This window comes from Streptomyces sp. NEAU-174, assembly GCF_052665095.1.
Map to the genome: position 1 here is coordinate 264,911 of NZ_JBQTCE010000011.1, position 25,768 is coordinate 290,678.

Annotated in this window: 22 protein-coding genes and 2 pseudogenes; 10 read left to right on the forward strand and 14 right to left on the reverse strand. The window is 72.3% G+C overall.

Going from position 1 to position 25,768, the window contains the following annotated elements:
• Positions 1-53: 53 nt before the first annotated feature.
• Complete coding sequence (locus ACT2CW_RS30050) at positions 54-437, reverse strand: hypothetical protein (RefSeq protein ID WP_445519005.1); 384 nt, start codon at positions 435-437, stop codon at positions 54-56.
• Positions 435-743 (reverse strand): annotated as a pseudogene (locus ACT2CW_RS30055) (UbiX family flavin prenyltransferase); the annotation flags it as partial. The gene ACT2CW_RS30050 and the pseudogene ACT2CW_RS30055, both read right to left, overlap by 3 nt.
• A 151-nt stretch (positions 744-894) precedes the next feature.
• Here ACT2CW_RS30055 and ACT2CW_RS30060 point away from each other — a divergent pair.
• Positions 895-1,785 (forward strand): AraC family transcriptional regulator, encoded by an 891-nt coding sequence (locus ACT2CW_RS30060; RefSeq protein WP_445518885.1) that lies wholly within the window; start codon positions 895-897, stop codon positions 1,783-1,785.
• Positions 1,786-1,905: 120 nt separating this feature from the next.
• Here the strand turns inward: ACT2CW_RS30060 and ACT2CW_RS30065 are convergent, their stop codons facing one another.
• Entirely contained in the window at positions 1,906-3,966 is a 2,061-nt protein-coding gene (locus ACT2CW_RS30065) for a phosphocholine-specific phospholipase C (RefSeq protein WP_445518886.1), read from the reverse strand.
• A gap of 397 nt (positions 3,967-4,363) precedes the next feature.
• Between ACT2CW_RS30065 and ACT2CW_RS30070 the strand changes: the two genes are divergently transcribed.
• Positions 4,364-5,170: a SigB/SigF/SigG family RNA polymerase sigma factor gene (locus ACT2CW_RS30070; protein ID WP_445518887.1), complete on the forward strand. Its 807-nt coding sequence runs from the start codon at positions 4,364-4,366 to the stop codon at positions 5,168-5,170.
• A 96-nt stretch (positions 5,171-5,266) separates the two neighbouring features.
• Positions 5,267-6,379 carry a CapA family protein gene (locus ACT2CW_RS30075; protein ID WP_445518888.1) on the forward strand — a complete coding sequence of 371 codons (1,113 nt, stop codon included), beginning with the start codon at positions 5,267-5,269 and terminating at the stop codon, positions 6,377-6,379.
• Between the two features lie 36 nt (positions 6,380-6,415).
• On the opposite strand, the gene ACT2CW_RS30080 is transcribed toward ACT2CW_RS30075, so the two are convergent.
• The 5 genes from ACT2CW_RS30080 to ACT2CW_RS30100 are packed head-to-tail and all read right to left on the reverse strand — an operon-like array spanning position 6,416 to position 11,606.
• A complete protein-coding gene (locus tag ACT2CW_RS30080) occupies positions 6,416-7,423 on the reverse strand; it encodes a lysylphosphatidylglycerol synthase transmembrane domain-containing protein (protein WP_445518889.1) in 1,008 nt (335 codons plus the stop codon).
• Between the two features lie 21 nt (positions 7,424-7,444).
• Positions 7,445-8,662 carry a glycosyltransferase 87 family protein gene (locus ACT2CW_RS30085; protein ID WP_445518890.1) on the reverse strand — a complete coding sequence of 406 codons (1,218 nt, stop codon included), beginning with the start codon at positions 8,660-8,662 and terminating at the stop codon, positions 7,445-7,447.
• Entirely contained in the window at positions 8,659-10,149 is a 1,491-nt protein-coding gene (mptB, locus tag ACT2CW_RS30090; protein ID WP_445518891.1) for a polyprenol phosphomannose-dependent alpha 1,6 mannosyltransferase MptB, read from the reverse strand. The genes ACT2CW_RS30085 and mptB overlap by 4 nt, the downstream gene beginning before the upstream one ends.
• Before the next feature lie 21 nt (positions 10,150-10,170).
• Positions 10,171-11,412 carry an NAD(P)/FAD-dependent oxidoreductase gene (locus tag ACT2CW_RS30095; RefSeq protein ID WP_445518892.1) on the reverse strand — a complete coding sequence of 414 codons (1,242 nt, stop codon included), beginning with the start codon at positions 11,410-11,412 and terminating at the stop codon, positions 10,171-10,173.
• Positions 11,409-11,606: a ferredoxin gene (locus tag ACT2CW_RS30100; RefSeq protein ID WP_037957742.1), complete on the reverse strand. Its 198-nt coding sequence runs from the start codon at positions 11,604-11,606 to the stop codon at positions 11,409-11,411. Before ACT2CW_RS30100 ends, ACT2CW_RS30095 begins: the two co-directional genes overlap by 4 nt.
• A 349-nt stretch (positions 11,607-11,955) precedes the next feature.
• Between ACT2CW_RS30100 and ACT2CW_RS30105 the strand changes: the two genes are divergently transcribed.
• Complete coding sequence (locus ACT2CW_RS30105) at positions 11,956-13,884, forward strand: FUSC family protein (RefSeq protein ID WP_445518893.1); 1,929 nt, start codon at positions 11,956-11,958, stop codon at positions 13,882-13,884.
• A 38-nt stretch (positions 13,885-13,922) separates the two neighbouring features.
• On the opposite strand, the gene ACT2CW_RS30110 is transcribed toward ACT2CW_RS30105, so the two are convergent.
• A complete protein-coding gene (locus ACT2CW_RS30110; RefSeq protein ID WP_445518894.1) occupies positions 13,923-16,298 on the reverse strand; it encodes an NlpC/P60 family protein in 2,376 nt (791 codons plus the stop codon).
• Positions 16,299-16,552: 254 nt separating this feature from the next.
• Positions 16,553-18,058 carry an AlkA N-terminal domain-containing protein gene (locus ACT2CW_RS30115; RefSeq protein ID WP_445518895.1) on the reverse strand — a complete coding sequence of 502 codons (1,506 nt, stop codon included), beginning with the start codon at positions 18,056-18,058 and terminating at the stop codon, positions 16,553-16,555.
• A 369-nt stretch (positions 18,059-18,427) separates the two neighbouring features.
• Between ACT2CW_RS30115 and ACT2CW_RS30120 the strand changes: the two genes are divergently transcribed.
• The 3 genes from ACT2CW_RS30120 (at position 18,428) to ACT2CW_RS30130 (ending at position 19,674) form a co-directional block, all read left to right on the forward strand.
• Entirely contained in the window at positions 18,428-18,856 is a 429-nt protein-coding gene (locus tag ACT2CW_RS30120; RefSeq protein WP_182472789.1) for a VOC family protein, read from the forward strand.
• An 85-nt stretch (positions 18,857-18,941) separates the two neighbouring features.
• Positions 18,942-19,355 carry a hypothetical protein gene (locus ACT2CW_RS30125; protein WP_445518896.1) on the forward strand — a complete coding sequence of 138 codons (414 nt, stop codon included), beginning with the start codon at positions 18,942-18,944 and terminating at the stop codon, positions 19,353-19,355.
• A 79-nt stretch (positions 19,356-19,434) separates the two neighbouring features.
• On the forward strand, positions 19,435-19,674 hold the full coding sequence (locus ACT2CW_RS30130; protein ID WP_138913007.1) for a hypothetical protein: 240 nt from the start codon (positions 19,435-19,437) through the stop codon (positions 19,672-19,674).
• A gap of 99 nt (positions 19,675-19,773) precedes the next feature.
• Here the strand turns inward: ACT2CW_RS30130 and ACT2CW_RS30135 are convergent.
• Positions 19,774-20,692: pseudogene (locus ACT2CW_RS30135) on the reverse strand (LysR family transcriptional regulator); the annotation flags it as partial.
• Positions 20,693-20,823: 131 nt separating this feature from the next.
• On the opposite strand from ACT2CW_RS30135, the gene ACT2CW_RS30140 reads away from it, so the two are divergent.
• Together ACT2CW_RS30140 and ACT2CW_RS30145 are read left to right on the forward strand one after the other, a co-directional pair.
• A complete protein-coding gene (locus tag ACT2CW_RS30140; RefSeq protein ID WP_445518897.1) occupies positions 20,824-21,945 on the forward strand; it encodes a diaminopropionate ammonia-lyase in 1,122 nt (373 codons plus the stop codon).
• An 11-nt stretch (positions 21,946-21,956) separates the two neighbouring features.
• Entirely contained in the window at positions 21,957-22,244 is a 288-nt protein-coding gene (locus tag ACT2CW_RS30145; protein WP_445519006.1) for a M20/M25/M40 family metallo-hydrolase, read from the forward strand.
• Positions 22,245-22,256: 12 nt separating this feature from the next.
• Here ACT2CW_RS30145 and ACT2CW_RS30150 read toward each other — a convergent pair whose 3' ends face one another.
• Both ACT2CW_RS30150 and ACT2CW_RS30155 read right to left on the reverse strand, forming a co-directional pair.
• Complete coding sequence (locus ACT2CW_RS30150) at positions 22,257-22,997, reverse strand: type 1 glutamine amidotransferase domain-containing protein (protein ID WP_445518898.1); 741 nt, start codon at positions 22,995-22,997, stop codon at positions 22,257-22,259.
• Positions 22,998-23,076: 79 nt separating this feature from the next.
• On the reverse strand, positions 23,077-23,904 hold the full coding sequence (locus tag ACT2CW_RS30155) for an endonuclease I family protein (RefSeq protein WP_445518899.1): 828 nt from the start codon (positions 23,902-23,904) through the stop codon (positions 23,077-23,079).
• A gap of 226 nt (positions 23,905-24,130) precedes the next feature.
• Between ACT2CW_RS30155 and ACT2CW_RS30160 the strand changes: the two genes are divergently transcribed.
• Positions 24,131-24,844: a ribonuclease H family protein gene (locus tag ACT2CW_RS30160; protein ID WP_445518900.1), complete on the forward strand. Its 714-nt coding sequence runs from the start codon at positions 24,131-24,133 to the stop codon at positions 24,842-24,844.
• Positions 24,845-24,857: 13 nt separating this feature from the next.
• Here ACT2CW_RS30160 and ACT2CW_RS30165 read toward each other — a convergent pair whose 3' ends face one another.
• A complete protein-coding gene (locus ACT2CW_RS30165; protein WP_445518901.1) occupies positions 24,858-25,715 on the reverse strand; it encodes a maleylpyruvate isomerase family mycothiol-dependent enzyme in 858 nt (285 codons plus the stop codon).
• Positions 25,716-25,768: the final 53 nt, after the last annotated feature.

Here is a 25,768-nt window from a genome sequence, read left to right on the forward strand (position 1 = left end):
CGGTGAGGTGGGGCGGGGTTGGGTTGGGGTGGGACGGGGTGTCGGTGGTGTGGTCAGCGGGCGGCGGCGAGCTGCCGCAGCCGGGCCAGCCACTCGGCCGTCTCGGGCAGATCGCGCACCTGGGTGCTGTAGTTGCCGCGGTTGTCGGGGGCGACGGGGGTGGTGGCGTCGATGATGAGCTTGTCGGTGATACCGGGCGTGCCGGCCTGCGGGGCCAGCTCCAGCACCGACAGATGGGGGATGCGCACCAGATCGCCCGCCGGGTTCATCTTCGTGGACAGCGCCCACATCACCTGGGGGAGGTCGAACGGGTCCACGTCCTCGTCCACCACGATCACGGTGGCGGCGTAACCGAGGCCGTGCGGAGTGGTCAGCACCCGCATGCCGACGGCCTTGGCGAAGCCGCCGTAGCGCTTCTTGGTGGACACGATGACCACCAGCCCGTCGGCGTATCCGGTCCGGATCCCGGCGAGGGTCTTCATCGAGCACGGCGCGATGATCATGCCGTCGGTGCGGAAGGAGCCGGAGGAGATGGTGGCGCCCTGGTCCTCGGGGGAGTGGGTCACATCGGCGAGCCCGGCCACCTCACGGGCGGACCGGCCGGTCTCCAGCTCGATCGTGGTGCGCGCCCAGCGGCTGAGCACCAGATGGGTCTCCACCCCGGGCAGCTCGGCCAGTGTCTCCAGCAGCCGGACGCCGAACACGGCTCCCGTCGCTCCTGTCATGCCCACGATCAATCGCACGGTGGCGCGCTCCCTCGGCTGCTTCGGGTGGAATGCTCTCGATGGAAGGGGAAGCGGTGACCACGGGGACTCTTTCGGTCACCCGTTCACCACAACGCACTCCACGCTAGATGCGGACCAGGGGACACCAGCCGTACACTGAAGACGCGCTATGGACAGAAACGGACACCGTGATGTCACCGAGGTTCCATTCCGGCCCTCCGTGGGAGCCCCGCCGGGAGCGGCCGTCCTGGACTTCCCCGGACTCGCCGCCCGCGCCCGGAGCCATGGCCTCGATGTCCACGCCCCGATGCGGCTCGGCTTCCACCAGCTGCTCACCGTGCGCTCCGGGACGCTGCGCTGCTCGGTGGACTTCACCGAGTACGAGCTGACCGAGGGCGGCTGGATGTGGGTGCGCCCCGGGCAGATCCACCAGTTCCGGTCCGCCCTCGGCGCGGCGGACGGTGTCGCCGTGCTCTTCCCACCCGGCTATCTCGGCGCCGCCACCGCCGCGGTCGCCCGGCTGGACCGGCCCGCGCCGCGGTCCCCGCTGATGGTGCCCGAGGGCGCCGACGCCGAGGCCGTCCGGGGCGTCCTGGACCTGCTGGAGAGCGAGTACCGGACGGTGTCCGGGCCGCTGGAGGCGCATGTCGAGGTGGTGCGCCACCTCGTCGCCGTCCTCGTGCTGCGGCTGGCCCATCTGCCCGGCGCCCGGAGCGGGGACACGGCGGGCAGCGCGGCGTTCCGCCGCTTCCAGCAGGCCGTGGAGCGCGACTACACCCGCACCCACCGGGTCGAGGACTACGCGGACCGGCTGGGCTACAGCGTCCGCACCCTGACCCGGGCCACCCGCGCCACCGTGGGATGCGGCGCCAAGCGGTTCATCGACGACCGGGTGCTGCTCGAGGCCAAGCGGCTGCTGGTGCACACCGATCTGTCCGCCACGGCCATCGGCGAGCGGCTCGGCTTCCCGGACGCCACCGTCTTCACCAAGTTCTTCCGGCGGCGCTCGGGCGAGACCCCGGCCGGGTTCCGCACCCGCGCCTCGGGCGCGCGGCGCTGACGGCCCGAGCGTCATATCGGAGACTGACGGCCCGAGCGTCATAGGTGCGGGGGAGGAGCACCGCGCGCCCGCCCGGCGGGGAGCCGGACGGGCGCACGACGAGGGAGCGGTGGCGGAGGCTCAGTCCGCCGAAAGCGCGGGGTCGCTCATCCCCGCACGGCCGGTCTCCACATGCCCGGCCAGCCGGCGCAGATAGCCACTGTCGTGGTCGGAGACCACCGACACGTCGTACCACTGGTGGCTGCGCCCGGTGCGGGCGGTGTGCACCACCCGCGCGCCCGGCCGGAGCCGGTAGTTCACCGGCTTCTCCTTGTGGTAGCCGTCCGTGACGGTGAGCCGCACCGTCGCGTCGCCCTGGTTGACGAGGGTCAGCCTGACCTCCCCGGTCGCCCGGTCGTGACGGGCGCTCACCTCGGGGCCCTCGCCGATGGCATGGCCGGTGAAGTGGCGCAGGAAACCGGCCGGACCGTGCACCTGGAGGTCATAGGCGCCGTTGTCCGCCGAGGAGCGCTGCCAACTGCCGGACAGCCGCTTGCCCGCCTCGACGGTGTAGCCCCACGGTCCGCCCTCATGGCTCGTGGAGGTCACGTGGAAGTGCGCGGCGGTGCCCTTGCCGTGGTGGACGAAGTCGACCCGCAGACCGCCGTCGGCGCCGGTCGTGGCGTCGGCCGACAGGTCGTACGGCAGCGGCCTGGCCGGACGCAGCCCGGACTCCTGCCGGGGCAGCGAGGGGTTCGCCGGGAGCGCCGGTACGTAGTCCGGGTGCCGCTCGCTGTCCTTGGGCCGGTAGCCGCTGGTGTCCGGGAGGGCCGGGATCTTCACATCGGTCCGGGAGAAGTCGAAGGCCTCGGTCAGATCGCCGCACACCGCCCGCCGCCACGGCGAGATGTTCGGCTCCTCGACGCCGAAGCGCCGCTCCATGAGCCGGATGACCGAGGTGTGGTCCAGCGTCTGCGAGCACACCCAGCCGCCCTTGCTCCACGGCGACACCACCAGCATCGGCACCCGCTGCCCCAGCCCGTACGGGCCCGCGGGCTGCGAGGAGGAGCCGGCGTACAGCTCCCCGGTGGTGTCCACGGTCGAGGCGCCCCGCTTGGCGGCGGGCGCGTACGGCGGCACCACGTGGTCGAAGAAGCCGTCGTTCTCGTCGTAGGTGATGAGCAGCGCGGTCCTGCTCCACACCTCGGGGTCGGAGGTGAGCGCGTCGAGCACCTGGGCGACGTACCAGGCGCCGTAGTTGGCGGGCCAGTTGGGGTGCTCGGTGAAGGCTTCGGGGGCCGCGATCCAGGAGATCTGCGGCAGCTTCCCGGCCTTCACATCGGCCCGCAGGACGTCGAAGAAGCCGTCGCCGTATCTGGCGTCGGTACCGGTGCGGGCCTTGTCGTACAGCGGGTCGCCGGGCTTGGCATCGCGGTACTGGTTGAAGTACAGCAGCGAGTTGTCGCCGTAGTTGCCGCGGTAGGCGTCGTCGATCCAGCCCCAGCCGCCCTTGGCGTCGAGCCCGTCGCCGATGTCCTGGTAGACCTTCCAGGAGATCCCGGCCTTCTCCAGGCGCTCGGGGTAGGTGGTCCAGCCGTAGCCGGCCTCCGCGTTGTCCAGCACCGGGCCGCCGCCCTTGCCGTCGTTTCCGGTGTAACCGGACCACAGGTAGTAGCGGTTGGGGTCCGTGGAGCCGATGAACGAGCAGTGGTAGGCGTCGCAGATGGTGAAGGCGTCGGCCAGCGCGTAGTGGAACGGAATGTCCTCGCGGGTCAGATACGCCATGGTGGTGGCCGACTTCGAGGGCACCCACTTGTCGTACGCGCCGTCGTTGAACGCCGCATGGCCGTCGCCCCAGCCGTGCGGCAGATCCTGGAGGAACTGGAGCCCGAGGTCGTTCACCTCGGGGCGGAACGGCAGGACCTCCTTGGAGCCGTCGGACTGGTGCCACACCGGCTTGCCGTTGGGCAGCCGCACCGGTCGCGGATCGCCGAATCCCCGTACCCCGCGCAGGCTGCCGAAGTAGTGGTCGAACGAGCGGTTCTCCTGCATCAGCACGACGATGTGCTCGATGTCCCGCAGGCTTCCGGTCCGGCGGTTGGCCGGAATCTCCGCGGCGCGGGCGATGCTGGCGGAGAGGAGGGACATGGCCGTGCCGGTGCCGGCAAGTTGCATGAATCTTCGACGGTCTATGGAGGTCATGACGCTCCGGTCTCCTGTGGCGTTCGAAGGGAAGCGGGGGGAACCGGTGCAGTCTCTTCCGCCAAGCCGGTACGGACAACGGCGCATGGGCGAAACGGCGGGAAAGGCTGCGTAAATCTTGGTCGTGGGCCGAAACCTTGTCGCGACCCCTCCCACATGCCCATACGGGCCGACGCACCGGACCGATGTGACGCATGACGCACCGGACGGACCGGCATCCATGGGGGCGAACTCCGTTTCGCCGTGCCGAGGACGGGCACGCGCACAGTGTGCTTCGGACCGGAGGCACGCCATGGGAGCAGCCCGGCTGCGGAAGGCGTGTTCACGGTTGCCCGAGTTGTCCGGATTGCCAGAGCCCGTGGTGACACCGATACGACAGCCCAAGGGAGACCAGCCGATGACGTCCGCACGAGCACACCCCCGAGCACACCCCAAGCACGCACACGACGACGCCCCCGACACCTCCGCCGACTTCCGCCGGATCGCCGATCTGCCGGACGGTCAGGAGAAGGAGGCCCTGCGGCAGGATGTCGTCCGGGCCTGGATGCCGATGGCCGAGCGCATCGCCTCACAGTTCCGCAACCGCGGTGAAAGCTCCGAGGATCTGCGGCAGGTGGCCATGGTCGGCCTGGTCAAGGCGGTCAAACGCTATGAGCCGGACCGGGGTTCGGCCTTCGAGAGCTACGCCGTCCCGACCGTGGTCGGCGAGGTCAAACGGCACTTCCGCGACCATATGTGGGGCCTGCACGTCCCGCGCCGGGTCCAGGAGCTGCGCAACCGGGTCCGCACCGCCATCCAGGAGCTGACCCGCTCACCGGACGACCGCTCGCCCAGCGTCAAGGACATCGCCCGGCACACCGGCATGACCGAGGAGGACGTCCTCGTCGGCATGGAGGCGATCGACAGCTTCCGCACGCTGTCGCTGGACGCCGCACTGCGCGGCGCGGACGACGGCTACGCGCTGGTGGACACCCTCGGCGCCACCGAGTCCTCCTACGAGCGGGTGGTCCAGCGCGAATCCCTCAAGCCGTGCCTGCGCAGGCTTCCCGAGCGCGAGCGGGAGATTCTCTACCTGCGGTTCTTCTGCGACGAGACCCAGAGCCGGATCGCCGATCGGCTCGGCATCTCCCAGATGCATGTCTCCCGGCTCATCAACCGCACCTGCGCCCGTCTGGGGCAGGAGGTCGGAGCCCGTGCCGCATGACGCTCCGCCCATCCGCCGCACCCCCTGTGCGTCCGCCCCTCCGGGTCCCCGCCCCGGGCACGGTCACTCATGGCGACGCGCGCCTATCGTTGAGGTATGCACGACCCGGCGGTGACGCTGTTCCTCTGCGGCGATGTGATGCTCGCCCGCGGGGTCGACCAGATCCTGCCGCATCCGGGCGATCCGGAGCTCCACGAGCCCTACATCCGGGACTCCCGGGCCTATGTGGAGCTGGCCGAGGAGGCCAACGGCCCGATCCCGCGCCCGGTGGACTTCTCCTGGCCCTGGGGCGACGCCCTGGCGGTGCTGGACGAGGAGGCGCCCGGGGTGCGGGTGATCAACCTGGAGACGAGCGTCACCCGCAGCGATGAGTTCGCCCCGGGGAAGGACGTCCACTACCGGATGAGCCCGGACAACCTCCCCTGTCTGACCGCGATCCGGCCCGATGTCTGCGTCCTGGCCAACAACCATGTGCTCGACGCCGGCAGGCGCGGGCTCGACGAGACGCTCGACTCCCTGGCCGCCGCCGGGCTCCGGGTGGCCGGAGCGGGCCGTGACGCGGCCGCCGCGCGGCGCCCCGCCGCCGTCCCGGCCGGGGACCACCGCCGGGTGCTGGTCTTCTCGTTCGGCGTGGCCTCCAGCGGCATTCCGGGCCGGTGGGCCGCGACGGAGGACCGGTCCGGCGTCGACTTCCTGCCCGAGCTGTCGGACGCCCGCGCGCACGCGATCACCGTCCGCGTACGGCAGCTCAAGCGCCCCGGCGACCTCGCCGTCGCCTCGGTCCACTGGGGCGGCAACTGGGGGTACGGCGTCTCACCGGACCAGGTCCACTTCGCCCACGCCCTGATCGACGGCGGTGTGGACCTCGTCCACGGCCACTCCTCCCACCACCCCCGCCCCCTCGAGGTGTACCGCGGCAAGCTGGTCCTCTACGGCTGTGGCGACATGGTCGACGACTACGAGGGCATCGGCGGCTACGAGCGGTACCGCGACGATCTGCGGCTGCTCTACTTCCCCGAACTGGACCCGGACACGGGCCGGCTGCTGAACCTGCGCATGGTGCCCCTGCGGTCACGGCGGATGCGGCTGGAGCGCACCGGCCACGAGGACGCCGCATGGCTGGGCGGAACCCTCGACCGGGTGGGGGCCTTCCTCGGCTCGCACATCGACGTCCGGCCCGATGACGTCCTCACCCTGCGCGGGCCCTGACCCCGCCGGACCCTGCGCGGCCCTGACCCCGCCGGGTCAGACGATCTTCCAGCGGACCAGTCCGCCCAGCACCAGCGCCCCGGGGATCAGCGGCAGCCACACCGTGATGAAGCGGTACGCCAGCACCGTGGAGGTGGCCGACTCGACCGGCGCCCCCGCCGCCACCAGCGCGATGACCAGCGCCGCGTCGACCGAGCCGATACCACCGGGGGCGGGCACGACGGCGGCCACCGCCGTGGCGGCCAGATACGCGAGCATCACATGGGCCGGCCGCACCTCGAGCTCCAGCGCCAGCGCGACCGCCACCAGCCCCGTCGCCTGGAGCAGCGGAAACGCCAGCGAACCACCCCACAGCGCCAGCGCCCTGGACGGCCGCATGTGCAGCGAACGGGCGTCGGCCAGCGCGGTGCGCAGGAACGTCACCACGAGCCGGCGCACCGGACGGATCAGCGCCACCCCGGCCACCAGCACCCCGGCCGCCGTCACCACCCCGGCCACCACCGTCCCGCTCACCGACTCCGGGAGCAGTGGGCTCAGCCGCAGCGCCTCGGGGAACGCCACCAGCAGCACCAGCAGCAACCCCACCCGGGCCGTGGCCTCCGCCAGGAAGTACAGGGCGAGCGCCGCCGAGGAGCGGGCGGGCGGCAGCCCGCAGCCCGTCATGAACCGGATGTTGACCGCGCTGGCGCCGATCCCCGACGGCAGCAGATGGTTGGCCGCCCCCGCGGCGAACTGGGTGGCGAACAGCCGCCTGGCCGGCAGCCGCTCCAGCACCGTGCCCTGCCGGGCGAACGACACCGCCACCCAGCCGAGCCCGGTCGTCGCCACCGCCGTCAGCAGCCAGTACGGATTGGCGGTGAACATCTGGCGGGCGCCGGAGCCGATCAGCGACCGGTGCTGGACCACCCAGACGGCCACGACGAGCAGCGGCAGCAGACACAGGATCTGGCGCAGCGGCAGCCGCCGGTACAGCGACCGGCGCCCCGCCTGCTCCGCGGGCCGGTCCAGGGGCTGCTCCGCGGGGCGCGGCATCGCTTCAGGCATCGGTCCGGACACTCCTGTCGGTCATGGGATACGTGCCGGATATGGCTCTCGGCCCAGCATCGTCGCGGAACGCGCACCGCGCAGCGGGAGCGCGATCAGCAGGCCGAGGCAGATCCACACATAGGTGTTGCTGCCGAGGAAGCCGTCCACCCCGGTGGAGTCGAACCGCCACAGCCACACCACACTGCTGCACAGCAGCACGTACACCACCGCACCGACCTGGAGCAGCAGCCTGCGCCGGGCCGGTGGCGCGTCCGGCCGCAGGCCGCTGTCGACCAGGACCGCCAGGGCGGGAATCAGCCACACCAGATGGTGCACCCAGGTGATCGGGCTGATCAGACAGGCGGTCACCCCGGTCAGCGCGAACCCGGCCCGCTCGTCCCCGACGGCCACCGCGCAGCGCACCCGGTGCGCCCAGACGGCCAGCACCGCGAGCACCCCGAGCGCCCACACCACCCCGCTCGGCGGCACCGGGTCGAACAGCCGGGCCAGCACCCCTTCCCACGACTGGTTGGAGACGTAGGAGAGCGCCCCGATCCGGTCGGTGTCCCACAGTGCCTCGGTCCAGTAGATCCGTGAGGCCCCGGGCGCCACCGCCAGGGCCAGCAGGGTGGCGGCCGCGGCGGTGCCCGTGGCGGTCGCGGCGGCGCGCCACCGCCGGGTGATCAGCAGATAGCCGATGAAGATCGCCGGGGTGAGCTTGATGGCGGCGGCGAGCCCGATGCCGCAGCCGGCGAACCGGCCACGCCCCGTGGACAGCAGCCAGGCGTCGAAGAACACCAGCACCAGCAGCAGCAGATTGACCTGCCCGAAGCTGAAGGTGTCCCGCACCGGCTCCAGCAGGACGAACAGACAGGCCGCCACCACGAAGGCGAACCACTTGTTCCAGCCGTGCCGCCGGACGATCGGCCCGATCAGCCAGGTGAGCAGGGTGGCCGAGGCGGCCACGTTGAGCACCATGCTCAGGGTGATCGCGGCCGGCCAGGTGAACAGGGCCATCGGCAGCATGCACAGCGCGGCGAAGGGCGGATAGGTGAAGCCGTAGTCCGCCCCGTCCGCGCCGGGGATGGTGAAGTCGTAGATGCGGCCGTCCCGCAGCCAGTGGCCCACGGCGTCGTAGTAGACGTTGAGGTCGAACCAGTGCCGGTGCAGCGGGACGAAGGCCAGGAACAGCGCCACCGCCACGGTCAGGGCGAGCGCCAGGACCAGCCGTCCGCGCGATGTGGTGGGCCCCGTCATGCCGAACGCTCCGATCGGTGGCCGCCGGAGACGGCGGGCAGCGCGTTGCTGGTGGCGAACCCCGGCGTATGCCGTACGCACCACAGCGCGCACACCGCCAGCGCGCCCCCGCACACGGCGTACGTCAGCTGACGCGAATCCGGCGCGAACCCATTGGGCAGCACGGCGAGCGTGAGCACCCCGCTCCCGGCCACCACCGCCTTGCGCACCGTTCCGCCGGGGCCGGCCGCCGCGATCACGAACAGCCCCCACAGCATGTACCAGGGCCGGATCGCCGGGCCCAGCACGGCCACCGCGATCAGGCTCAGCCCCAGCGCGTACACCGGCCGGGGGCGGGGCGGGCGCAGCCAGGCGGCCCCGATGGCCACGGCGGTGGCCAGCAGCCCCAGACCGTGCCACGCGGGCGCGGCCAGCGGCGCCAGTCCGCTGCCGACGGCCTCCAGCAGGGCGCCGGTGGCGCGGCCGAGGGTGCTGGTCAGCGCCCAGTTGTCCGGTGAGGCCGGGATGGTGAGCGCGGAGATCCAGCCGTAGCCGGTGCCGGTGACGGCCGTCGCCACTCCCGTGGTGGCCAGGGACAGCGCGGCGGTGGCCGCCACGGCGCCGACGCGGCGCCTGCGGCCCTCCACCCGGCGCGCCCACAGCGTGGCGACCGCCAGCAGCCCCAGCGCGGCCGGGGCCTTGACCAGGGCGGCGAGCGTGACCAGCACCGCGCCACAGGCCGGCCATCGGCCCGTCGCGGCCACCAGCCCGGCCCCGAGCAGCCCGAGCATCACGGCATCATTGTGCGCCCCACCCACCAGATGCAGCAGCAGGAGCGGGTTGAGGCCGCCCAGCCACAGGGCGGCGCTCGGGTCGGTGCCGCAGCGGCGGGCCAGGACGGGCAGCGCGAGCACCATCAGCGCCACCCCGAGCAGCGCGATCAGGCGCAGCCCGATCACCCCGAGCGACGGCTCGGCGCGCGAGGCATGGGCGATGGCCGATTCGAAGGCCAGCGAGACCGGGCCGTACGGCGTCGGGGTGTGCTGCCACACCGGCGCCACCTCGTCCGCCAGCGGTCCGCCGAGGCGGATGGGGCCGTGGGTGTAGACGTCGATGCGGGCGTGCACCATGGCGCCCTGGGCGAGGTAGCTGTACACATCCCGGCTGAACAGCGGCGGCCCAGGCAGCAGGGGAGCCGCCCAGGTGGCGAGCGTGATCAGCAGGAAGCGGGGGCCGGGCGGCTTTGGCCCGCGCACCTCGCGCCCCAGCAGCCACCACGCCGCGATCAGCAGCACCAGCCCGAAATAGGTGCTGATCAGCCCGAGCGCCTCTCTCCCGGAGTCAGGGGTGAGGGCGTCCCCCACCGGTAGCGCTCCGGCCGTCGCTCCGCCCGCTGCCAGGGCCAGCGACCCGGCGAGCCCGAGGAGCCGGCAGTGGCCGGGAGCGACGGCGACACGTTGAAGGAGAAGACGACGGACCAGCACCCGGCCAGCGTCGCGAGAGCGCATGGCCGGAAATTGACGTCGCGGTCACCGGAGACTGGCCGAGAGGTGTCGGCCGGGCCACACCGCCTGGGGAGCGGGCAGGACCGATGCCCACGGTGCCCGGTCAACCACGAGTTGACGCAGTTTGCGCAGCTCGCAGGGGCTGTTCCAGCCGAGCACCCCGACCACCCGGTCCCGGTGTCCATAGGCGACGACGAAGTGGCCGCCCTCGAGCTCGCCGTGGAGCACGGCGAGTTCGGCGTCGGCGGGGAAGATGCCGTACGCCTGGATATGGGCGTCGTACTGATCGGTCCAGAAGTACGGCACCGGGGCGAACGGCTGGTTCTCGCCGAGCACGTTGTGGGCGACGGCCCGTGCCTGTTCCGTGGCGTTCAGCCGGTGTTCCAGCCGCATCCGGCAGCCGAAGTGGTTGTTGTGCCAGGAGGCGACATCACCGGCCGCGTAGACGCCCGGCGCCGCGCGGCAGGTGGGATCGCACTCGACACCGTTGCGCAGCTCGAGGCCGGATCCGGCCAGCCAGCCGATCGCCGGGACGGAGCCGATGGCGACCACCACGACATCGGCGTCCAGCAGTGTGCCGTCGGTGAGTTCGAGACCGGTCACCCGGCCGCCGGACTCGAAGAACCGCCGTACCCCGGTGCCACAGCGCATGGACACCCCGTTCTTCTTGTGCAACTGCCCGACCAGGGCGGCTATCCGATCGCCGAACTGCCGCCGCATCGGCACCGGCCGGGGGTCGATCATGGTGACGTCCAGCCGCATCCTGCGGGCCGCCGCCGCGGCCTCCGAGCCGAGGAAGCCCGCGCCGACCACCGCCACCCTCACCCCCGGCTTGCGGCGCAGATCGGCGCGCAGGGCGAGGGCGTCGTCGAGGGTGCGCAGCAGATGCACCCCGGCCAGATGGTGGGCGCCGGGCAGGCTGTTGGGGGTGACACCGGTGGCGATGACCAGGGCGTCGTAGGAGACGCTGGCGCCGCCGTCCAGCACCACCCGGCGGGCGGCGGTGTCCAGTCCGGTGGCCGAGCTGCCGAACAGCAGCCGCGCGTCGAGGGCGGACAGCTCCTCGTCGGTGCGCAGCTTGATCCGGTCCGGCTCCCAGGTGCCCGCAAGGATCTGCTTGGACAACGGCGGGCGGTTGTAGGGGGTGTGGGGCTCGTCGCCGATGAGGGTGAGCCTTCCGTCGTACCCTTCGGTGCGCAGTGTGACGGCCGCGGTGAGCCCCGCGACCGAGGCACCCACGATCACGACGTTCCGCGGTGCGCTCACGAGTCGGCCAGGGCGATCGCCAGGGCGGGGCAGACGGCGGCCGCGTGCCGGACGTCGTCGTGCAGCTCCGCCGGCGGACGGTCGTCGAGGAGTACGGCGAGACCGTCCTCGTCCCGCTGGTCGAACACGTCCTGGGCGGCGAGGACGCACTGTCCCGAGGCGACGCATTTGTCCTGATGCAAGGTCACCTGCATGGCGTTCTCCGGCACTGGGGATCAACGGAAGGCGGTTACCAGACGAATGTTCGGTAACGGGCGCAAGGGAGGCTAGTTCTCCCGCGTACCCAGCACAACACGCTCCGCAAGAAGCTGGCCACGGAGCGAGACATATGAGCCTGGCATGTGCACCCCGAACAGGCCGACCGGCCGGTCCGGGAAGACTGTACAAAACACCAGGTCATACCCGGGTCCACGGGCCGGGGGCGGTTTTCGCGCGGGGTGGGGCATCAGCGGCTCACATGGCGGAAATACGCAGGTTACGAAAGTTCCGCATTGCTCACGTACGGTTCGAAGAGCCCCACGATTTCCACCTCACGGAGGATCCTTGCGCGCGCTCCGCACACCGCCCGACTGGCTGACGCACCCCCTGCGCGGAGTGCGGGCCCTGCGGGGGCCCGTGCCCTGGGCGGCCGTGGTCCGCGGGGCCCTCGGCGTGGGACCGGTGGTGGCCGTCGGCGTGGCGTCGGGACACACCTCGTTCGGGATGCTCGCCGGGCTGGGGGCGATGTTCGCCCATATCAACGACCGCCCGGCCACCCGTGCCACCCGCGTCGTGCGCATCGGCCTGCCCGCTCTCGCCGGGGCCCTCGGGCTGCTGACCGGGGCCTGGCTGGGCACGCTGGGCCTCGGCAACTGGATCGCGCTCGCCCTCGCCGCGGTCGGACTGGTCTCCGGTGCGATGAGCGCCATCGGCCCGGTCTGCTCCTCCGCCGGGGTGCAGCTGATGGTGCTCGCCGTCGTCGGGGCGGGCATGCCCCTCCCCGTAGCCCCGCCGGTCCGGGCGGGGCTGCTGCTCATCGGCGCGGCGTGGGTGATCGCCATGGCCGCCCTGCTGCCCCGGGTCATCCCCTCGCGCCAGGCCGCGCCCTCCGGTGAACGGGAGGCGGTGGCCGCCGTGTACGACGCCCTGGCCGGCCTGATGACCGCGGTCGGCACCGACGAGGGCCAGGCCGCCCGGCGCAGGCTGACCGCCGCCTACGACGCGGCGTACGAAGCCCTCTACGCCCACCGTCTCCCCCTGCACCGCGTCGACGAGGAGGAGCGGCGGTCGCGTGACCGGCTGGCGGTGGCCGGAGCGCTGAGCGAGGGCGTCCTGACCCTCCTGTGGGAGGACCAACCCGTACCCGAGCGCATCGCGCGCACCCCCGCCCAACTGGCCCGCTCGGTACGGACCGGACTGCCGCCGGGCCGGCTGCCCGCCCCGGTGCCCGACACCGCGGGCAATGTGGCCATGCACCGGGCCGTGCTGCTCGCCGCGCGGGTGTTCGACGGCGAACCGGCGCCGCCCGTCGGCGCGGTGGTCCCCGGCCACCGGCAGCGGCTGCGCCGCGCGCTCGGTCCGGCGGGCCGGGAGTACGCCGCCCGGGTGGCCCTGTGCGTGGGCGTCAGCACCGCCCTCGCCCAGCAACTGCCGGGCGCGCACTGGTACTGGCTCCCCGCCACGGCCGCCTTCCTGGTCAAGCCCGACATGGGCCCGCTGGTCTCGCGGGCCCTCTCCCGCGCCCTCGGCACCGCCGTGGGCGTGGCCGTCTTCGGCGGCCTCGCCACGCTGCTCGCCCCGGGCGCGGGCGACCCCGGCGTCTGGCCGGTGGCCGTCGCGGCGGTCTGCTCCGCGCTGATCCCCGTCTCCGTACGCCACTTCGCCCTCCAGACCGCCGTGCTCACCCCGCTGCTGCTCTCCCTGGTCTACCTCGGCGGTGACACCGACCCCGGGTTCACCCGGCTCACCGATACGCTCCTGGCCTGTGGCGTGGTTCTGGCCGCCGGGGCGCTGCCCGGGCTCGGCGGCCCGCGCGCCCAGGTGTCGGTGCGGCTGTCGCTCGCGGTCCGCGCCACCCGCGACCACCTCGACCGGGTGCTCACCGCCGAGGCGCCGTACGCCACCCGGCTGCGGCTGCGCCGCGAGGCCTACCGCGCGCTCGCCGACGCCCGCCGCTCGGTGGAGGTGGCCAGTGCCGAACACCCGCCGTTCGGCCGGGACCTGGCGGCCTGGGCGCCGGTGGTGCTGGCCCTGGAGAAGATCGTGGACGCGGTCACGGCCTGCGGCGTACGGCTCGACCAGGGCGCCCCGCAGCCCGATCCCGCCCTCGCGGCCCGGCTGCGGGCCGCGCTGTCCGACCTGGCCGACGCCGTCGCCACCCGCCGGCCCCCGACGGACCTCGTCCTGCCCTCGGGGGCGGCGGTGGGCGACTGCGCGACCATCGCGGATGTCACCGCCGGGCTGCGCACGGTGCGCGACCTGGCGGCCGGCTGACCCCGGTCACCTCCCAGGCGACCGCCGGCTGACCCCGGTCACCTCCCCGGTGGCGGATTGCCCGGCGCGCAGAGTGGCACACCGTCCTGCCACGCACCGCCCTTGAGATAGATGTTGCTGATCCATCCCTGGCGGTCGGAGAGATAGCTCCAGGCGTCGTTGGTGTAGCCCTCGGCCGTCACCTGCTCCGCGTGGACCTGGCACTGGACCCGCACCTGGCTGGGCCTCTGAAGCGTGGTCACGGCCGGTGAGCCCTGTGCGGGGTCCCGGTGGACCCGTACGTCATCGCCCCAGGTGTTACGGAAGTCGACGTTGTCGCCGTAGCCCCCGCCCTGGTCGGTGTCGCATTCGGGAATGCCCTCCAGCCAGGCGCCGCCCCGGACGTAGATGTTGGACACCCACGCGTTGCGGTCCGGCAGATGGGCCCACGCGTTGTTGGTGACACCGTCCGCGGTGACCTCCTCGCCCCGCGCCTGGCAGTCGACGCGTACCGTCGTCGGCTTCGCCAGCGCGTCCGTCGCCTGGGCCTTCGAGGACGGACCACTGCGCAGGGTGACATCGGTGCCCCATGTCTGGCGCTGAGATCCGGCGCCGTCACCGGGCGGTTGGCCCTGACCCGGATCGCCGTCACACGCCGGGACACCCGGAATCCACTCCGGCCCCTTCACATAGATGTTGCTGACCCAACTGCCGCCGTCGTCCGGCAGATGCGACCACACATCGCTGGAGTAGCCCTCGGAGGTGACCCGCTCGGCACGCCGCTGGCAGTCGACGCGGATCCCCGTCGGCCCGGGGAAGGTGGAGTGCACCGCGGAGCCGATGGACGGCTCGGTGTGGGTGCGCACATTGGTGCCCCAGGTGGACTGGGGCGCGTCACCACCGCCGCCACCACCCGCGCCACTGATCCGCACGGCACCGGTGTAGTCGTCATGGCTGCGCAGCGGGGCCACCCGGATCTTCTCATCGGACTGCGGGGCCTCGGCGATCTGCCCGTTGCCCAGATAGATCGCGGTGTGGTGGATATTGCCCTCGGTGCCGAAGAACACCAGATCGCCGGGGCGCAGCGCGCCCTCGCCCTGCCCCGCCGTCATCCGCACCGGCCACGAGGCGTTGTACATCTGCTCCGCCGTGCGATCGCCCAGCACGTCATAGCCGGTGGCCTTGTAGAACGCGTAGCGGACGAACCCCGAGCAGTCGAAGCCCTTGCGGTCCGGGTCGTTTCTGCTCCGTTCCGGGTCCGAGGAGTCCACATGGCCGAAGGTGGCCCCCGGCGGATTCACCCCGTGGCCGCCGCCCCAGGTGTACCAGGTGTCCGCGCCGACCACCGCGCACGCCTCCTTGATGGCCGCGGCGCCCGTCGCGTCGGTGTCACCGTGCGGTGCGCACGACTTGTCGTTCGGGTCGTTCGGCGGCGCCGGAGGGTCGTCCGGCCGCCCCTGCGGGGGCGGTGGAAGGTCCGGCGGGTTGGTGTCACCGGTTCCGGGGGCCGGTGGCGGCCCCGGAGGCACGGTGTTCCGTTCCGCCTGGTGCGTCAGCGCCGATTCCACCGCCTGGGCGCCGGTGGAATCGGCGCCACGGGCGTAGTCGCCGTGCGGTCCCTCGCTGTCCGCGGCCCGTTTGGCGATGTCGACCCAGTCCCCGGGCAGGGTCTGACCGGGGCGGTTGCAGAACTGGTCGTCCGCGCGGCAGATGTCGTGGTACCGGCCGTCGCCGAGGAAACCGGAGAAGGTCTCCGGCACGGTGGCCCGCTGGAGCAGCCCGCCGTCGGCCGGCTGGGCCTCGGCCGGGGCGAAGTCAGGCGTCACCGTCCGCATCTGACCGCTCTGCGCCATCCCTGCCTGGCCGTTGCTCCGGCTGGGATCGGCCACGTTCACCACGGCGGCCACGGCCTCCTGGTTGGCCTGGAGCAGCGGATCCTGCATCGCCTGCTTCATCAGATGGGCACCCATGGAGTATCCGAGCAGGATGAGGTTGGTGCCCTTGCCGCAGTTCGTGTTGTACCAGCTCACCTCCTGGGCGAGCTTCTCCTTCCCCAGCCTCAGCGACTCGTTGTAGCCCGGCTCCCAGGGCCAGTACTGCAACGCGTTCGCGGGGTAGGAGAGATTGCGGATGTCCACGGCGTCGTCCGCCTGCGGATTGCCGTCCGGATCACGGGCGGCGGTGCCGATGCCCTTCGCCTTCAGGGCCTTGGTGATCCCGCCGATGTACTGGCTGTTGACGGGGCTCCCCCAGGGAGCCCCCGGCCCGGCCGAGGCGTCCGCGCCGTAGGCGGAGATGACCACCCACGGCTTGCAGACGGTCGGCTGAGGCGGCGCGGGATCGGCGTGGGCCTGTTGCGGGATCCCGAGCAGCGCACCCAGCAGGGCCCCCACACCGAGGATCCCCTGGACGACGCGCCCTCTTCTGCGTCCCATTGACGATCTCCCCCAGTTCACGCTCGTCGAGAGTGCTCGCTGCGCACGCTCTCAGCGGCAAAAAGGGGTCGTAAAGCGGCGGCGGACCGGGGTTTCAGAATGGGTCGGCGTTCTTCACGCCGGGGTCATCGATCTCACCGTGCTGTCATCGGGACGGTCGCGTCGAGGAGTTGGCGGACGCGGTGGCTCTCGGGGGCGTCTCCCAGCGGGTGTCTCCAGGCGGGTGTCTCCAGGCGGGTCCCGACCCGGCGGGGTCACGCGGGCCGGGGCCGCGGGGCGTTCCAGAGATGGTGCATGGCGTACGAGCGCCAGGGCCGCCAGCCCTCGGAGTCCTCGAGATGGGCTCCGGCGCCCCGGGCCCCGGCCCGTACGGCGACATCCGACTCCAGCAGCACATCGGGGTCGCTCAGCGCCCGCATCCTGATGTAACCGGACGTCCAGGGGCCGATGCCGCGCAGCCCCAGCAGCTCCTTCTCGGTCCGGTCGCGGTCGGCGCCCGCGTCCAGCCGCACGGTGCCGTCCGCGAGCGCGGTGGCGAGCGTGCGCAGCGTGGCGCGCCGGCTCTCCACCATGCCGAGCTCGGCGAACGGCGCCTCGGCGAGATCCTCCACGCGCGGGAAGAGATGGGTCAGCCCGCCGTCCGGCCGCTCCAGGGGGTTGCCGTACGCGGCGATCAGCCCATTGCCCAGCACCCGCCCGGCGGCCACCGAGACCTGCTGGCCGAGCACGGCGCGGAGGGCGAGCTCATGCGGGTCGGCGGCGCCCGGCGAACGCAGCCCCGGCCGCGCGGCCACCAGGGGCGCGAGCGCGGCATCGGCGCCGAGGCGCTCGGCGACCGCGTACGGATCGGCGTCCAGGTCGAACAGGCGCCGGATCCGCTGGATGGCGGTGGTCAGATCGCGCAGCTCGGTCAGGCGCAGCCGGCACTCCAGCCAGCCGTCGCCGGGCCGTTCGTCGACCTCGACGATGGCGCACGCGTGCGGCAGCCGCAGCGTGCGGCGGTAGGTACGGGCGCCCGGCGCGCCCACCATCTCCTCCAGGCCGGTGAGGGCCCGCCGGGCGAGGTAGTCGAAGACCTGGGTGGTGTCGTACGGACCGCGGTAGGCGAGCCGCAGCGGCACTCCGGCCGTTCCGCCGTTCGTCCCACCGTTGGTCCCCAGCACCCCGCCGGGCGCCCCCGTGGGCCCGGACAGGGCGACCTTCTCCGGCCGGGCGGCGCGCAGCTCGGTGGGGGTGGCGGCGTAGATCTCGCGCAGGGTGTCATTGAACTGCCGGACGCTGGAGAACCCGGCCGCGAACGCGATCTCCGAGGCCCGCAGCGCGGTGGTCTGGAGCAGGATCCGCGCGGTGTGGGCGCGCTGGGCGCGGGCGAGCGCCACCGGCCCGGCACCGAGCTCGGCGGTCAGCTGCCGCTGCACCTGCCGGGCGCTGTACCCGAGCCGGGCGGCGAGCCCGGACACCCCCTCCCGGTCCACCACCCCGTCCCCGATCATCCGCATGGCACGGCCGACGGCGTCCGCCCGCGCGTTCCAGTCGGCGGAGCCGGGCACGGCGTCCGGCCGGCAGCGGCGGCAGGCCCGGAACCCGGCGCCCTGTGCGGCGGCCGAGGTCGGGAAGAACCGGACGTTCTTGCGCCGGGGTGTGGTGGCGGGGCAGCTCGGCCGGCAGTAGATCCCGGTCGTGGCGACACCGAAGAAGAACTCGCCGTCGAACCGCGCGTCGCGGCTGCACACCGCCTCGTACCTGCTGTCGTCGCTCATCACACCTCCACTGTGCGCCATGGGAGGGGAGGCGTGCTGGCGGAAATCGGACATGGCGCTCATCGGAGATGGCGCTCGCCCTCCCGGGCGCCGCCGGGGGAGTGACCAGGTGCCCGGGTCGCGGATGGGCTTGTGCGCGGCGCGGAGCCGGCGCGGGTACGGACCGCTGGGGCCGGACACGCGGGCGCTGCTAGAGTTGGCGATGTGACTGCCGGGTCGGCCATGGGCCACGCACGAGTGAGGCGCCCGGCCTCGGCGTGAGCCCGAGGCGGGCCAGAGGCCCGCCCCTTCCTCCGTGTCCTTCCTCCTGGCGCCCGTCCGTGTGGCGCCTGTTCCAACGGATTCCACGATGCGGAGACACCACCACAGATGTCACACCACGCCCAGCCCCAGCACGACTCCGAGTCCACGGCCACCGCCGTCCAGCTGAATCACACCGCCGTCTACGCCCACGACCGGGCGCTGTCCGCCGAGTTCATCGCCGCGATTCTGGGGGTGGAGGCCGGAGCCCCGTTCGGCCCGTTTCTGCCCGTCGATCTCGGCAACGGCGTGACACTCGACTACTACGAGAAGCGCGACGAGCCCATACAGCCGCAGCACTACGCGTTCCTCGTGCCCGATGAGCGGTTCGACGCCATGATCGCCCGCCTGGAAGCGGTCGGCGTCACCTACTACGCCGATCCCCACCACACCGACCCCGGCCGGATCAACCATCTCTTCGGCGGCCGTGGCGCGTACTTCGACGACCCCAGTGGCCACAACATGGAGATCATCACCCGGCCCTACATCCGCCCCTAGCCACCAGCCCGGGCCGCGCGGGGGGATGAGCCACAGGGAGCGTCCGAAAGGGCGCCCCCTGCGGTTCTCGGGCACCGCGCACACGGTGATCCAGGCGCACACCATCCACGGCGGTATCCACTCCAACGAGGGCCACCACCCGTTCACCGGCGGTCGGCTCATAGGCCAGCTGCTGCTCGCGGGCTGCTCGACGGCGGTGGGCGCGAGTCTGCTCCTCTGGACGCGGGATGGCGGCAACGCGCCCGCGCTGCCCGGTCCGACGCTCGGGGCGGTGGGCATCGTACTGGCCACGTACGGCGCGTGGCTGGCGGTGCACGCCATCGTGCGCCACCGCCGGTCCAGGATCCTGTGGGGCGACCGTTCCGGCCCGGAGCTCAACGCGGCGGCCGAGCGGCTCGCGGGCGCCGTACGCGAGCAGTTGGGCCGTGAGGAGCGGCTGCGCCGCCTCCAGGATGTCCCCTTTCCCGCCGCCATCCACCAGGCGTTTCCCCGTGGATGAGCGAATGCCACCCCTGGCCGGGCCATGATCCGGTGCCCCCTAGACTGTCTCGCAATCCTCACGTTGATCGGAGCACGACATGCGTCGCCTTGCCCTTGCCCTCCTGGCATGTTCAGCAGCCCTCACACTCGCCGGGTGCGCACAGGACTTTGATCGGGGCCCTGACGGGACCGTCACCGACAAGGTCAAGGACGGGAAGAAGTTCTACCTGGTCGTGGATCCGGCCAAGGGCGGCGAGGAGAAGAAGTTCCGGGTCAGCAAGTACGACTACCACGACTGCAACCGTGGCTCGAAGTACCCCAAGTGCGTTGACGACTAAGGGCCGTTGAGCCTGAGCGTACTCATCGTCGGCCCCCGACCGTCCGCGGTCGGGGGCCGACGACTTTCGTTTCACCCGTCGGCCGAGGTGGCCACCGTCCGCGGCCGCCTGCCGCAGCGCGTGGCGGCAGGCCATGATCGCTGGGTGCCTGGTGCGGCCCCGGCGTACGGCGGTGAAGACACGGCGGGTGCGCCAGCCCCGGGGGAGCTGTCGCAGCGCGACGGTCGGGGGCGCTCCGTTCCATACGAGGCTGGGGAGCAGGGCGGCGGCGTGGCCCTGCTCGACGAGGCGGAGGTGGATCAGGAGGTCCGTGGTCTCGAACCGCACATCGGGCTCGAAACCGGCGTTCCGGCACAGGGTCATGGCCCAGTGGCGGGCGGCCGTGCCCTCGGGCTCCATGGCCCAGGGATGGCCGGCAAGCGAGCGCAACGAAGCCGTGGGGCCGCCCTTGGGGCCGGGCCCGGTGTCGCTCCGCCCACCGGCCGGTGCGGGCAGTGCGAGGTGGAGGGGGTCATCGAGCAGATCCTCCTGCTCCAGGCCGGGCGGCCGCGGGTTGGGGTTGCCCGGGTACTCCTCGGCGACGACCAGGTCGAAATCGCGGGCGTGAAGCGCGGGGATGGCCGTCTCCGGTGGCATCTGCGTGATGTGCGCCCGCAGGCCGGGATGACGGTCGCGCAGCAGGCTCAGCATGCCGGGCCCTCAGGGCGAGAGTGGCCGTCTGGAACGAGGCGATGCGCAGGGTGCCGGTCAGATCGGTGAGGGAAGTGGCGATGTCCGCCTCGGCGTGCTCCAACCGCTCCAGCACCGCCTCGGTATGGGCGACGAGGATCTCCGCCTGCTCGGTGAGCCGCACCCGCCGGCCCACCGGCTCCAACAGCCGGACACCGACCTCAGCCTCCAGCTGGGACAGCTGCTGGGAGACGGACGACGGGCTGTAGGAGAGGGCCGCGGCGACGGCCGCGAGGGTGCCGCGGTGCTTGAGCTCGCGCAGCAGACGCAGTCGGTGCAGGTCGAACACGGGGCTCCCGCTCTCCTCCCTGTGCAGGGCTCAATTGCCGTGAAGGGCTCACCATTCGTCGGTTCTGCCGATGAATATAGATGGGAAACATTCGCTGGACCGATGGGAGGTGCGGGCCGCACGCTGGCCACGTGTCCGCATACGCTTCCTCCACCGCCGAGCCGCCGTGGTTCGCCCGCCCCGCCGCAAGGGGCTGGACCTGTCCGCCCGCCCCCACCGAGGTACGGGATTTCCACGCCTCCCTGTCCGGTTACGCCCCCACCCCGCTGACCGAACTCCCGCCGCTGGCTGTCGAATTGGGGGTCAGGCGGGTCTTCGTCAAGGACGAGTCGTGCCGTCTGGGCCTGCCCGCCTTCAAGGCCCTGGGCGCGTCATGGGCCGTGCACCGCGCCCTCGCCGCGCGGGCCGCACGCGGCGATGCCACCGCATCCGTCGTCCTGGTGACCGCCACCGACGGCAACCATGGCCGCGCCGTGGCCCGGACGGCGCGTCTGCTCGGCCACCGTGCCCGGATCTTCGTGCCGCGAGGTGTCCATCCGGAGGCCGTGGCGGCCATCGCCGCGGAAGGGGCGGAGGTCTCCCAGGTCACGGGAGCATACGACGAGGCCGTGCGCCAGGCCGCCGAGGCGGCCGCCGAACCGGGTGCGTTCCTGGTCCAGGACACCGCCTGGCCCGGCTATGAACGGATACCGGGCTGGATCGTCGAGGGCTACTCCACCCTCTGTGCCGAAATCGACGAGCAACTCGCGGCCGCCGGAGCGGGGACACCCGGCCTCATCGCCATCCCGATGGGCGTGGGTTCGCTGGCCCACGCCGTCGTCACCCACTACCGCAGCCGTCCGGGCGGGCCGCCCACGGCGCTGCTGTCGGTGGAACCCACGGCCGCCCCCTGCGTCATCGAGAGCCTCACCCGTGGCGAACCGGTCAGCGTCACCACCGGCGAGACCATCATGGCCGGACTGAACTGCGGCACCCCCTCCAGCATCGCCTGGCCCCATCTGCGCGACGGTCTCGACGCGGCCATCGCCATCCCCGACGCCGCGAGCGCCCGCGCGGCGGGTGACCTCGCCCGGTTCGGCATCTCCAGCGGCCCCTGCGGCGCCGCCTCACTCGCCGGGCTGCGCGCCGCGCTCACCGGCGACGGCGCCGACGAGCGCCGCGCCGCTCTGGGCCTCGGCCCCGCCTCCACCGTGGTGCTGCTGAGCACGGAGGGCGCCGCGGCCAACCCCGTCGCCACCACCGCGGACATCTGACCCCCATCCGCATCCGACCCCCATGGGAGAACGAACATGACTTCGACGAGCGCGTCCAGAAGGTCATCGCCCAGGCCGCCGACGACCACGGCCTGGAACACCTCTCCCTGCTCTCCGGCGCCGGACACGACGCCCAGGAGATCGCCGCGCTCTGCCCCACGGCGATGGTCTTCGTACGCGGTGAGTACGACGGGATCAGCCACAACCCCCGCGAGTACTCCACCCCCGAAGCGTGCGCCCACGGTGTCGACGTCCTCGCCACCACCCTGCTCCGGCTGGCCATGCAGGGACCGCCCTGATGGGCGCGCCGGTCAGGCGAGCATCGCGGCGAAGCGCCGCGCGAAGAGATAGGCGTCGCCGGGCCAGCGGGCGGAGAGGTAGTTGCGGTCCCTCACGACGAAGGCGGGGGTGTCGTCGGTGGCCGTGCCACGGCGCCGCAGCTCGATGGGCCCGCGTTCGAACTGGGCGGGGTCGTCGAGAGCGGCCACGACCTCGTCCTGGACGTAGGCCGGGTACGTGCGGTAGTAGCGGCCACGGCGCCAGGCCGTGAGGTAGTACGCGGTCCGCTCCATGTAGCCGGGCAGACAGGTGGTGCGCCGGTCGGCGAGGAGGCCGCGGCCGGTGTCCGGGGCGCGGGTGCGGGCCAGGACGAGGACACCGTGGCATATGGCACCCACCGGGCGGTCCAGCCGCCAGAACTCCGCGACCTTCTCGCGCAGGAGGCCGGAGCCGAGGTACTGGCGCATCCCGGGCGCGTGGCCGCCGGGCAGGATCAGCCCGTCGTACGCCTCGGGCCGGAGGTCCGCCCAGGCCACGGGGCGACGGAAGGCGGCCTCGCCGGTCAGCTGCCCGTAGAACTCCCTGGGCTCGGGCTCCGCGCCGAGTTGCCCGAAGAGCACTCCGGTGAGCAGCAGCGGATCGGCCGCGGGTGGACCGTCGCCGTGTTCGGTGGCGAACACCACCTCATGGCCGAGGTCGGTCAGCAGTTTCCACGGCACGGCCACCTCGGTGACGTCGAAGTCCCGGTCGGGCAGGGGGAGGAGGATACGCACGAGGACTGCCTACCACAGGACCGGCGCCCCCGCCCCGACGCGCCTTCGCACCGGGGCAGGGGGAGGGTCGATTGCTGGACTACTTCCAGATGGAGTCGACCCACTCCGGGTGGTCGATGAACGGGTTCCGGTTGTGCTGGAAGCTGTCGTAGATGACCTCGTTGCGGTTCTTCTCGAAGTCGTCGGGCGGGTCCTCGGCGCTCCACTTCTTCAGTACGGACAGACGGCCGATGTTGGGCGCGGAACCGTTGTCGACCTTGTCGTTGGGCTCGAGGTCGGGGAAGCCGTCGTCTCCGTCGTAGCGGACGGCCATGTAGAGGATCATCCGGGCGATATCGCCCTTGACCTGGTCACGCGGTTCGAAGGAGTCGTCGTCGGTGCGGTTGCCCGGGGCGTCGGGCACCTCCTCGCCGCCGTTGTCGAAGTCCTTGTTGCCGCGGGTGCTGTTCACCTTCACATTGGCCGGGCGCAGATGGTGCAGATCGGTGCCGGGCCCGGTGGCCGTGCCGAAGTCGCCGTGCGACTTCGCCCAGACGTGCTCGCGGTTCCAGTCGTCGGGGTCGCTGCCGTTGGCGTCCTTGGCCTGGGAGCGGCCGGAGTAGAGGAGGATGACGTTCGACGGGTTGTCCGGGTCCTCGTCCGTGGACTTCAGCGCGTCCCACACCTCGTCGTAGGACAGCTTGGTCTGCTCGCTGATGATCGTGTGCAGCGCCGCCTTCAGCTCCGGGCCGCTCTTGCCCGTCGCGTCCTGGTAGTAGTCGTCGGGCGCCTGCACGGCCGTGGGCCGGGTGGTGTCCGCCGTGGCCGGTGTGTTGGCGGCGGCGACCGAAGGGGCGGCCACACCGGCCGCGGCCACGACGGCCAGCAGAGGAAGGCGCCGTGACCGGCGCGCGCGATGAGTGGACATGATGTGGGGGGTGTCCTCTCCGAGACGAGTACCCGGACCGCCAACTGGCGCCGCGGGTACGGATGTTCAAGGCACAAGCTCTCGGAGACTCGCATGTGTGACGCCCGAACGCGTGTACGCGATGTGCCCGTTCCGCGTGAATCCGGTGAACGCCCTGGGGCCGTGGAGGGGGCCGGCCGACGGGTCTGCCGTCGGGCCTGATCGGCGGAGCTGGCAGTATCGGCGTATGGCTGAACAGATCATCGCCGCGTGTGACGGGGCATCGAAGGGAAACCCCGGGCCCGCGGCCTGGGCATGGGTCATCGCGGGTACGGACGGTGAGGTGGAGCGCTGGGAGGCCGGGCCGCTGGGCACCGCGACCAACAATGTCGCCGAGCTGACCGCGCTGCGCGAGCTGCTGGAGTCCACCGACGCGGGCGTGCCGCTGGAGGTGCGCATGGACTCCCAGTACGCGATGAAGGCGGTCACCACATGGCTGCCCGGGTGGCGGAGGAAGGGGTGGAAGACCGCCTCGGGGTCGCCGGTGGCCAACCGCGAGCTGGTGATGCGCATCGACGAGCTGCTGGACGGCCGCACGGTGGAATTCGTGTACGTTCCGGCGCACCAGATCGACGGCGACCCGTTCAACGCCGCCGCCGACCGGGCGGCCAGCCACACGGCCCGTACCCAGCAGCCCGTGGGCACCTCGCTGGGCTCCGCCCTGCCACCGCCCGAGGCCCAGACGGGGACGCGCCCGGCCGGTCGTGGTGGCGCGGCCCGCCCGCGTACGGCGGCGGCGCAGGGGCGGGGGCGGAGCACCGCCGCGAAGAAGAGCACCGGCTCAAAGGGGTCCATCAAGGCGAAGTTCCCCGGCCGGTGCCGCTGCGGTACGCCCTACGCCAAGGGCGAGAGCATCAGCAAGAACTCCGACGGCTGGGGTCATCCGTCCTGCGCCACCTGAGCCACGGGGTGGATCAGGGCGGGGAGAAGAGCGCGGGGAAGCGGGGTGCGAGCCAGGGCCTGCGGCCCCAGGTGAGGACGCGGCCCGTGGCGACGGCGCTCCACGGTCCGAGACGGCCCAGCGCCATGAGGAGGAAGGCCGCGGGCTCGGTGAGGATGGTGCAGTCCGGGCGGCTCGGCGGGCTGGGTGTGACGGTCACCGCGCCGTCGGTGAAGGTGGCGCCGAAACAGGCGCCACCCCTCAGGCGGATGGCGTAGCGGGCGGTGAGCCCGGCGGCGGCCGTGGTGTCGAGCACCCGCGGCATGGCCGTGATCAGGAAGGGCAGGGTCAGCTCGACCCGGGCCCGGCTGAGCATGTGCGGGCGGCCCAGCGCACGGGCGAGGTCATAGCCGTGGCCGAGCATATGGGTCAGCAGATACGACCCCAGTACGTCGAGGCTCATCGGGCCCATCGGCGTGACCAGTTCGCCGTGTGACGCGTATGACGTGGGTGACGCGGTTGACGTGTTTGACGCGGGCCGGGCCGCGGACTGGAGGAAAGCTTCGGCCTGCTCCACGATCATGGCGGCCAGCGGCTCGGCCCGGCGCTCGGCGAACGCGGCGAGCGCGCGCTGGTTCGCCTCCGCCAGCCCCTGCGGTGTGCCGTCCCCGTAGCCGCGCTCCTTGCCGTCCGCGAGGTGTGCCATCAGCTCATTGGCCTGCGCCAGATGCGCAGCCGCCTCCCCGACCGTCCACCGCGACCCGGGCACCGGAGCCCCGGTGTCGGATGCGCCGCGCAGCGTGGCGGCGATGTCGGCCGCGGTGGTACGTATCGCCTCGTCCAGCCCCGCGGGCCACGTGCCGCCGTCGCCCTGCCCGTTCACCGGTGCCACGCGCCCTCCCCACACCTGACCGGGAAGATCCCCCGGGATACGTACGGTGCCAT